Raw genomic sequence first — 9,387 nt, forward strand, 5'->3', positions numbered from 1 at the left:
GTGTCTGCCCACCCGCCTCCCCGGGTGCGGGCCGGTGGGGTGGTGAGCGGGACCCCCTGCGGCGGTCTCGCAGCCGGTTCGGGGGTTTCCCGGCAGTCCCATCGTCATTCCGGTTCGGGCCGGCCCGTCAAGGGCGCTCCTTCGTCGCGTCACTGCGTGATCGCCTTCGGCGCCCCTTGACATGCCGTCCCGCCCCGGAAAGCCGAAAGACTGCCGGGAAGCCCCCGAAAGAACGGTCACGGTCCAGAGGGGGAGGGACGGGTTTCTCAGCGATGAGGCGAGGGGCCGGGGGCCGCTCTGCCGGGCATCCGGGCACTTTTCGTCCATGGCCCCGGCCCAGGGCTGGAGTCATGCCTTGCCGGTGCCGTCGGTGAGCTTGGCCCGCTTGGCGGCCACCGCTTCGGGATCGGCGGGGCCGTTGGCTTCCTCGAAGTCGGCGATCAGCTCATCCAGGTCGCCACGCTCCTTCTGACGCCGGATGGTGTTCTCCACTACAGACCCCGGACCATTGCCGTGAGCACGGGGGAGTCCGGGGCGGGCTGGACGGGGCCGATCGCCTCGTAGCCCCACGACTCGTAGACCCGCTGGACCTTTCCGTCTCCGGCGGCCGGGTTGACCATGAGCGATGCGTACCGGTCCGCGCGGCCGGCCAGCAGCGCGTCATGGATGCGCCGGGCCAGGCCCGTCCCCCGGTGGGGAACCGTCACGCCGATTTCCCTGAGCGCCAGGGTGCGCGTACGGGTGTACTCCGCGTCCAGGTCGCCGATCCGCTTCCACCAGAGGTCCCCGGCCTCCACGGTGTTGCCGTACGCGTACCCGACCGCCCGGTCCTCGGCGTCGAAGGCGAGCACGGCCGCGAAGCCGGGCGTACGGCCGTAGCGCTCCAGACGCTCGGCGAGGGTGGGCACGGCGTAGTTCGGCAAGTGCAGCAGCGGTGCGCGTACCTCGGCGTACGCCTCGATCAGCGGGCCGCGGGCCTGCTCCACGTCGGTGAACCGACGCAGTCGGGTCGTCATGCGATGTCCCCTCCCGCTCGTTCAGATCGCGCCGTGCGCCAGTGCCGCTGCCTCGATGCGGCGGGCCAGCTCGATGTCGTGTTCGGCGACGTACCCGCCGAGGTCGCTCGAACTGATCGAGACCTGCACCGTCTTGTAGCCGAGGGTTGCGTCTGAGTGGTGTCCGAGGTCGTTCTGGATGGCCGCGATGTGGACGATGAACGCCGCGCCCTGGATGTGCGGGACCGAGTACGAGCGCGTGATCCTCCGGCCGTCCGTGGACCAGCCGTTCAGGTCCTTGATGCGCTCCTCGATCTGCTCCGTTGACAGAGCTTCAGCCATGGTCAAACCCCTTGCCGATGGGTGCCAGCACCTCTGCCAAGGCCTGGCCGAACGGCTCAGCTTGCCATGGAGCCATTCCCGCTCCCACGGCGACCAGCTCGCGCCGGGCCCGTTCCGAACCGGTCTCCACAACGATCCCGGCAGCGTGCCGCGCAAGCTCCACCGCCCGCTCCGGCTGACGCAGAGCAGCGGCGGCGACCGCTTGCCGTCCCGTCCACACGCCGATATCCCGACGTGACGCGGGTGGAGCCGTGGGAATGATCTGTTCCCACAACCAGTCGGCTTCGTGAGCCAGGCCGAGGCGTCCGTAGCAGGTGGCACGCTGCACTTCGACGTAGTGCGGTGTCCGCAGACAAGCCGTACCCCACGCCTCGACATCGACCGCGTCGAGCAGTCGTCCTGCGCGGTCGAGCAACTCGTCCACCTGCTGCCGGTCACCGAGGAGCGAGGCGCCGTGAGCCTGTTGTTGCAGCGCGAAGACCTGGACTTCCGGCGAGAGGAGTGAAGCGTCCATGAGCGCCCCCTCACAGAGGTCCACCACGGCCGTTCCCATGCCCTGGTCGGTGCGTGCCATGGCGCGGTCCACCAGCGCGCATGCGACGGCTTCCCGGTCTCGTGACCGGTGAGCGAGCTCCTGGGCGACGTCGTGGCAACGCAGGGCTGTGACCGGATCGCCGGCATCCAGATAGAGCCACGCGGCGAAGGCGGCGTAGTGCACCCCGACTCGAGCCATTCGCTGCCGCGTGGGCCCTTCCGCCGCGTTGACCAGTTGGCTGATGAGGTCGCACTGGGCGCTGATGGTCCCGATGAGGGCGCGGGGTCCGAGCAGCATGTCCGCGCGGTAATGCCCGTCGAGTTGTTGCTCGAAGTACGGGATCAGCGCCGGATCGACATGTCGCGGGACGGGCATTGCGGTGGTGAGCGCAGCGGCCGTCACGCTGCCTACGAAGGTCCGGCGGTCCATTCCGGCGGCCTCTGCCATGACCGGCTGGCCCACGGGGGAAGACGCCTGATGCTGTCGGGCCCGGCGGGCCGCCGCCGCAGCCCGGTCCAGGTCCGTCGCCGGCACGCCGAAGACCTTCGAGAGATGGCGGCGCGTCTCCGGGGTCGGGAGGCGCTTGTCACGCTCCCAGCGCCCGACCTCGCGGGCGTCCTTCGTGACGGTGCCGGACACCCGGCAGTACTCGTCGGCTACCTGTTGCTGTGTCCAACCGTGCTCGTTGCGAAGCCGCTTGAGCAGTTGGCCAATGCTTTCCGCCGCCATGGTGCCTCCCGTCTGGCCCCCATTCTGGCCCCCCGGATGGCCCGTAGGGAGGCCCCTCCAGGGGGCCGGTCAGCACGCTTTCCTTGACGGAGGGCAACTGCCCGAAAGACCCCGGCGACCGCGCCAACGGTCCCGGGGCACGGCCAACCTGAAGGAAGCAGGTCGACTGGTGAACCGTACCCGTCGTGCTCTGGGCCCGGAGCCCCCCGGTCTGGTGGACCGATACCACCCTCGCAGCGTGCTGAGCCTCGACACCCCCGACGAGAGGGGCCTGGGGATCGCGGCAGTTTCCCACCCCAGCCCTGACCTCCTGGACCGTGCGCTGGCCGGCTGGGAACGCTTCAGCAGCGCCTTCGGAACGGTGTCGGATGAGTGAGCAGTACGAGTACGTGCCGCACCGGCTGCTGCGCAAGCGCGTCCGCGACATCGCGTCCGGTGTCGAGGGCGAGCTGATGGCCGTCGTCAACGAGAACGTCTCCGACACCGGCATCGAGCGCTGGATGGAGCTCGCGTACATCCGGGGCGTGTCCGGGCGGGAGTTCACCACCGCCGTCGGCAACGTCCAGCCCGCCTGATCACCGATGAAGGGAGAGTTCATGGGCGAGCACCGCAGTCCGATCGGAGACGACGGCAGTCAACCCGGCCGGCCCGTTCCGCCACCGCCACCGGTCCCTCCCGCATGGCTGGAGCAGACCGGGACGGGCGGGCGCATCGTCACCCCGTGGGACGGCGCATGGCTTTCCTACGGCACTCTCGGCCTCGACAAGGGCGCGGACGGTGGCGCCGTGGGCCGGTTCGCCGCGCACGGGTCGTACATGCTCATCTCCACCCAGCGGGTGGCGGGAGACCTTGACGAGGTCGTGGGGGCCGGACAGGTGGCCCGGTCCGGCACGAGCACGCTGTCGCCGTGGGCCGTGGCCGGGCCCACGCCTGGTGGATTGCCGCCGGTCGGCCCGGAGTCGCGAGGTACGGGATGGGCGTCACCGGCGGTGGGCGCCATACGCCCTGGCTGGATTCCCCCGGGACGCCGGTTCCCTACTGGAGGGCCGACTCGTCGCATCGGGTGACCCACGCCGTGAAGGACTCCGACGGGTCCGTGCGGTGCGCGAGGTAGGTGCGGGTCAGGCGTTCGACGTAGTCGGGGAGGTCCGCCGCCGTGGTCCTGAGGCCGCGGAGTTTTTTGCCGAAGGTGCCTTCCTGGTCCGCCGAGAGGGACAGGGTGCCGCCCAGGTGGATCTGGAAGCCCTCGACCTGGCGGCCGGTCTCGTCCGGGACCAGCTGGCCCTTGAGGCCGATGTCCGCGACCTGCGTGCGGGCGCAGGAGTTCGAGCAGCCGTTCACGTTGATGGTGAGGGCTGCCTCCTCGCCCGACAGGCGCTTTTCCAACTCCGCTACGAGGGTCGCCGCGCGTTCCTTCGTCTCGACGATCGCCAGCTTGCAGTACTCGATCCCCGTGCACGCCATCGTGTTCCGACGCCAGGGGGACGGGCGGGCCTGGAGGCCGATCCCGGCGAGGTCCGTGACGAGCGGCTCCGGGTCCGACACGTCCAGCACCAGGAGCTTCTGGTACGGGGTCAGGCGTACCCGGCCGCTGCCGTGCGCTTCGGCGAGGTCGGCCAGGGCCGCGAGCCTGGTGCCGGAGAGGCGTCCCGCCACCGGCGCCGCGCCCACGTACCACAGGCCGTCGCGCTGCCGGTGTACGCCGATGTGGTCGATCGGCGCCAGGGGGAGGGAAGGGGCCGGGCCGTCGAGGAGGGGGCGGCCCAGGTACTCCTCCTCCAGCACCCGGCGGAACCTCTCCACCCCCCAGTCGGCGACCAGGAACTTCAGGCGGGCGCGGCCCCGCAGCCGCCGGTAGCCGTAGTCGCGGAAGAGGCGGGCCACCGCCACCCACACGTCCGGGACGTCGGCGAGGGGGACCCAGACGCCGACGTGCCGCGCCAGGATCGGCACCGTCGAGAGGCCGCCGCCCACCCACATGCCGAAGCCCGGACCGTGCTCCGGATGGACCGCGCCCAGGAAGGCCAAGTCGTTGATCTCGTACGGGACGTCCGGCAGCCAGGACACCGCCGACTTGTACTTGCGCGGCAGGTTGGAGAGGGAGGGGTCGCCGACGTAGCGGGCGGCGATCTCGCGTACGGCCGGGGTCGCGTCGAGCACCTCGTCGGTACTCACCCCCGCCACCGGGCTGCCCACGATGACGCGCGGGCAGTCCCCGCACGCCTCGGTGGTCGACAGCCCGACCTCCTCCAGCCGCCGCCAGATCGCCGGGACGTCCTCGATCCGCACCCAGTGCAGCTGGATGTTCTGCCGGTCGGTGACGTCGGCGGTGTTGCGGGCGAAGCGCATCGAGACGTCGGCGACCGCCCGCAGCTGGGCGGCGTCCAGGGTGCCGCCGTCGCTGCGCACCCGCATCATGAAGTGCTCGTCCTCCAGCTCCTCCGGCGCGAGCGAGCCGGTCCTGCCGCCGTCGATCCCGGGCCTGCGCTGGGTGTACAGGCCCCACCAGCGCATCCGGCCGCGCAGGTCGTCGGGGTCGATCGAGGCGAAGCCGGACGTGGAGTAGATCCGCTCGATGCGCTCGCGCACCAGCAGCGGGTCCTCGACCGCCTTGAACTCCTCGTTGGCGTTGAGCGGTGCGCGCCCGCCCAGCGCCCACTGCCCCTCGGGGCGCTTCGCGGCGGCGGGGCGCGCGGATCCGGCGGTCCGGACCGGTGGCGCGGCGACTGTTTCCGTCATGGTCCTGCTCCTCCTCAAGGGGTGGTGCCGAGGCCCGCGACGGGGACGATCATTCCGCTGGGCAGCCAGCTCGCGGACTCGGTGTGGTGGTGTCCGCCGCCCGCGGCCGGACCCCCGCTGCCGGGTACGTAGAGCACCGCGGCGGCGTAGAGCTTCGCGGGCGCCGGCCCGGCAGAGCCGCGGGCCGCGCGCCACGCCTCGTACCCGGCGGCGGTCGGGACCTCGCCCGGCAGCCGGGCGCCGAGCGCCGCCGCGTACTCCACGGCGGCCGGGCCGTTCGGCGCGTACCGCAACGGGATGAGCTGGCCCGCGCTCGGCGAGAGCAGCGGTGCGCTCAGCAGCCAGGGCGCCAGGTAGGTGCCCTCGGCGACGGCGCGCCCCGCCTCGACGTCGCGTACGGCGGTGTCCGCGCCGGCCCAGCCGGAGGTCACCACCAGGGGCCGGCGGGTCGAGTCCGGCCTGCCCACCGCGATCCCCGCGCGGGCCGCAGCGCCGCGCACCTGTGCGGCCGCGGCCCGCCCGCGCGGCGAGTCGTCCTCCACCAGGGCCAGCGCACGCGTCCCGCGCCCGGCGAGGAAGCCCACGGTCTCCCGCAGCGCGGCCGCGTCCGCCTCCGCCAGCGCGTCGGCCGGGCACCCGGCCGGCGGCTCCGCGCTGCCGCCCAGCACCGCACCGGCGGCGGCGCTCGCGCACTCCGGCCCGTCGGCGCCGCTCAGCCCGGCCGGCGCGGCCCTCCCGCCCGCGCGGCCCGTGTCCACCGCCAGCGGCGCGAGCGACCCGCCGGCGGAGACCCACACCCGCCCGGGCCCCGCGGGCAGTTCGACCGGTACCCAGGTCAGCGCCGAGCCGGGCCGCCGGCCGCCCCGCACGAGCCGCTCCCGGTCCGTCCCGGCCGAGGCCTCGGGGGCGGCGACGCCCACCAGGTTGTACCCCGGCCGGTTCGGCACCACCAGCACCGGCACCTGCGCGCCGCCCATCCCGAGGGAGCCGAGCAGCGGCCCGGCCGACACCGGCCCCGCCCCGCCCGCATCCCCCGGCAGCAGCGGCCCGCCCCACGCCCCCGCGAGGACCGCGCACGCCACCGCCGCGGCGAAGTACGCCGAGGCGGTGGTACGGCGTGCGAGCAGCCGCGTGCGCAGGAGCAGCAGCGCGCCCAGCGCCAGGGCGGCGGTCAGGACGACCGCCGCCGCGAGGACCGCGTTCACCGCCGTACGACGCTGTCGCTCACCACGAACAGGACGCCGTGCGGCTGCGCGTCGCCGAAGTCGCCGTGCGGCCAGGAGGCACGGTCGAAGCCGACGCAGGGCTTGCCGGTGTTCTCGTCCCGGAAGGACCGGTCCAGGGACACCCTGCCGCGCCGGTCGACGTCGAACATGCACACCCGGTGGTCACCGCCGCCGCCGAAGGAGCCGGCGACGAAGTAGTTGGCCACCGCGATCCGGCTGACCTGCGTCGTCTCCCGGTAGACGCCGTCCGCGCCGCGCCTGAAGTTGTCCATGGCGCCCCAGTGCGGGCCGCCCGAGCTGACGTCGCGGATCGGCACGGTGCTCACCAGCTCCGGGCAGTCCCGCTCACGGCCGCCCCGGGCCGCCTCGCCCAGCTCGTCGACGGAGCACGTGGCACCGTCGCCGGCGGCGAGGAGCTTCTGGATGTCCAGGACGTAGATCATGCCCGTGGTCTCCTCCAGCGGCTTGCCGTAGGGCACCGACTGGCCCATCACCGTGTGGAAGAGGAACCGGTCGTCGGGGCTGACGGCCAGCCAGCTGCCGTTGTCGCCGCTGCCGGTGACGTCCTTGTCGCGCCGGAAGCTGCGGTAGGCGGTCGTGTCGTCGAAGACCTCCTTCCACTGCGGGTCGGGCACCGTGATGTCGGGGGTGTAGAAGACGGCCCCGCCGGCCATCGAGGAGACGAACGCACCCTTGTGCCCGGGCCGGTTGGTCAGCGCGGTCTCCATGACCACCCGCGACTCGCGGAAGAAGGCCCGCTGCTCCTGCGCCCCGCGCGGCCCGTCGGCGACCTTGGACACCGACTTCAGCGTCGGGTTGTCGCGGTCGGTGATGTCGAAGACGCGGACCGTCTGGCGGGCCAGGTTCTCCTTCAGCGCCGAGTCGGGCGTCATGAAGTTGCGGGCCTCGGCGAAGTCGCTGGCCACCATGACGTTCAGGTCCTCGCGGACCGCCACGCCGTGCGGGTTGGCGCAGGTCGCGGCCGGCAGCGCCGGGACGTTGCCGCACTGGGCGGGGTCCTCGCCGGCCTCGGTGGCCGCCGGGATCTCCGCGAGGGTCCTGCCGTCCTGCCCGATCCGCACGATCTCGCCGGGCGAGCCGGCCGCGCCGTTGCCGACGCGTACCTGGCCGTTGGTGTAGGTGCAGGGGCCGGTCACGTTCGGGCCGCCCATGTACGTCCCGTACGCGGTCCCGTCGCTCAGCACCTGGTAGGCGTCGGGCAGCGTCCCGCAGGGGGTGTCGGCGGTCGTGTTGACGCCGGCGATCGTCAGCGCGGGCAGCGCCTTCGCGTCGAAGACGAACGTGGTGTCGCTCATGATGCCGCCGGCGTAGATCCGGTCGCCCTTGTGCCACACGTACTGCATGTGGTGCGGCTCGTTGCCGTTGTTCGGGCCGACGGTGACCGTGTTGGCGACCTTGCCGTACGTCGGCGAGCCGGGGGTGGCGTCGATGACGGTCAGGAAGTCCGGCGCCGGCTGCTTGGCGGGCCCGGACCACACGAGCATCCACTGCCGGCCCGGCCCGCGCGAGGCGTCCACCAGGTGGTTGGTCGCCGTGTACGTGACGCCGTCGCCGCCCTGGAAGCTGGAGGTCCAGGTCTCCGGCGTACCGGCGGCGGCGGGACCCGCCGCGGTGAGCATGGAGGCGGTGAGTCCCACCGCCGACAGACAGAGTGCGAGGCGGCGTATCAGCCTTCCTCGGCGCAGACCTTGCAGGCTCATTTCTCCGCGTTCCCTCTCCGGGGTAACGGCCGGAAAAAGGGCGGACCGGCCGGTCGACGGGAATTACCAAGCGATTTTCGGCTCACTATGGCACAAGGGCGCTGGCGGTCCGCTGATGGGAGCCTTACCGCGCCCTGACGGTACGTCCGGAGAAAATCCGCAAAACCCCTGAATCGCGAGTCGTCGCTGGTGGAGGCCGTGGGATGGCTGGTTCACGCCGAAAGCGCCGAAAATGCAGGCGATCAGCGGACCGTCAGCGCTTTATGTGTCGGCATTGCTAATCTCGGCTCATCGATTTCCTGCCCGTTCGCCGCGTTCCCCCTGAGAAGGAGCCGCCGGATGACGACGACTCACGTACACGGAATGACGCAAGAACTCGCCGAACGGGCGGGCCGGGACCTGGAGGACGCCTCCGCGCCGGAGATCGTCACCTGGGCGGCCGAGACCTTCGGCAAGAGGTTCTGCGTGACCTCCTCCATGGAGGACGCGGTCGTGGCCCATCTCGCCTCCCGGGTCATGCCGGGTGTGGACGTGGTGTTCCTCGACACGGGCTACCACTTCGAGGAGACGATCGGCACCCGTGATGCGGTCGAGGCCGTGATGGACGTCAACGTCATCACCCTCACCCCGCGGCAGACGGTGGCCGAGCAGGACGCGGAGTACGGCCCGGGGCTGCACGACCGGGATCCGGACCTGTGCTGTGCGCTGCGGAAGGTCAAGCCCCTGGAAGAGGGGTTGACCGCGTATGACGCGTGGGCGACGGGGCTGCGCCGCGACGAGTCCCCGACCCGGGCGAACACGCCGGTGGTCGGCTGGGACGAGAGGCGGCGGAAGGTGAAGGTCTCGCCGATCGCCCGCTGGAGCCAGGACGACGTGGACGCCTACGTCGCGGAGCACGGTGTGCTCACCAACCCGCTGCTGATGGACGGCTACGCCTCGGTGGGCTGCGCTCCGTGCACCCGGCGGGTGGCGGAGGGCGAGGACGTCCGGGCCGGCCGGTGGGCGGGGCGGGGCAAGACCGAGTGCGGACTGCACGGCTGATGACGACGAGCGAAGAACGTACGGAGACGAAGCAGATGAGCGTGAGCGACCAGGGCGCC

10 protein-coding genes are annotated in these 9,387 nt (G+C 72.1%); 3 read left to right on the forward strand and 7 right to left on the reverse strand.

The genetic code is table 11. The features are described 5' to 3' along the window. Positions 1-348: 348 nt before the first annotated feature. The 4 genes from AB0D45_RS10210 to AB0D45_RS10225 are packed head-to-tail and all read right to left on the reverse strand — an operon-like array spanning position 349 to position 2,601. Positions 349-492, reverse strand: a complete 144-nt coding sequence (locus tag AB0D45_RS10210) for a hypothetical protein (protein WP_362456787.1) — start codon at positions 490-492, stop codon at positions 349-351. Continuing rightward, positions 492-1,016, reverse strand: coding sequence for a GNAT family N-acetyltransferase (locus AB0D45_RS10215; protein WP_362456790.1), 525 nt, complete (start codon positions 1,014-1,016; stop codon positions 492-494). The genes AB0D45_RS10210 and AB0D45_RS10215 overlap by 1 nt, the downstream gene beginning before the upstream one ends. Before the next feature lie 21 nt (positions 1,017-1,037). Then, complete coding sequence (locus tag AB0D45_RS10220; RefSeq protein ID WP_362456793.1) at positions 1,038-1,337, reverse strand: 4a-hydroxytetrahydrobiopterin dehydratase; 300 nt, start codon at positions 1,335-1,337, stop codon at positions 1,038-1,040. Next, positions 1,330-2,601, reverse strand: a complete 1,272-nt coding sequence (locus AB0D45_RS10225) for a helix-turn-helix transcriptional regulator (protein ID WP_362456795.1) — start codon at positions 2,599-2,601, stop codon at positions 1,330-1,332. The genes AB0D45_RS10220 and AB0D45_RS10225 overlap by 8 nt, the downstream gene beginning before the upstream one ends. A gap of 238 nt (positions 2,602-2,839) precedes the next feature. On the opposite strand from AB0D45_RS10225, the gene AB0D45_RS10230 reads away from it, so the two are divergent. Then, entirely contained in the window at positions 2,840-2,977 is a 138-nt protein-coding gene (locus tag AB0D45_RS10230; protein WP_362456798.1) for a hypothetical protein, read from the forward strand. Then, positions 2,970-3,176: a hypothetical protein gene (locus tag AB0D45_RS10235; protein WP_362456801.1), complete on the forward strand. Its 207-nt coding sequence runs from the start codon at positions 2,970-2,972 to the stop codon at positions 3,174-3,176. The genes AB0D45_RS10230 and AB0D45_RS10235 overlap by 8 nt, the downstream gene beginning before the upstream one ends. A 460-nt stretch (positions 3,177-3,636) precedes the next feature. Here AB0D45_RS10235 and AB0D45_RS10240 read toward each other — a convergent pair whose 3' ends face one another. From AB0D45_RS10240 to AB0D45_RS10250, 3 genes are read right to left on the reverse strand one after another with little or no spacing between them, the layout of a single operon-like run. Continuing rightward, complete coding sequence (locus AB0D45_RS10240) at positions 3,637-5,340, reverse strand: nitrite/sulfite reductase (RefSeq protein WP_362456804.1); 1,704 nt, start codon at positions 5,338-5,340, stop codon at positions 3,637-3,639. A gap of 14 nt (positions 5,341-5,354) precedes the next feature. Beyond that, on the reverse strand, positions 5,355-6,545 hold the full coding sequence (locus tag AB0D45_RS10245) for a hypothetical protein (RefSeq protein WP_362456807.1): 1,191 nt from the start codon (positions 6,543-6,545) through the stop codon (positions 5,355-5,357). Then, entirely contained in the window at positions 6,542-8,287 is a 1,746-nt protein-coding gene (locus tag AB0D45_RS10250; protein WP_362456810.1) for a hypothetical protein, read from the reverse strand. Before AB0D45_RS10250 ends, AB0D45_RS10245 begins: the two co-directional genes overlap by 4 nt. 339 nt (positions 8,288-8,626) lie before the next feature. Between AB0D45_RS10250 and AB0D45_RS10255 the strand changes: the two genes are divergently transcribed. After that, the gene (locus AB0D45_RS10255; protein ID WP_362456813.1) at positions 8,627-9,328 is read left to right on the forward strand and encodes a phosphoadenylyl-sulfate reductase; all 702 of its coding nucleotides are present in this window, start codon (positions 8,627-8,629) and stop codon (positions 9,326-9,328) included. Positions 9,329-9,387: the final 59 nt, after the last annotated feature.

The sequence above is a fragment of the Streptomyces sp. NPDC048352 genome, assembly GCF_040651895.1.
Taxonomy (GTDB): domain Bacteria; phylum Actinomycetota; class Actinomycetes; order Streptomycetales; family Streptomycetaceae; genus Streptomyces.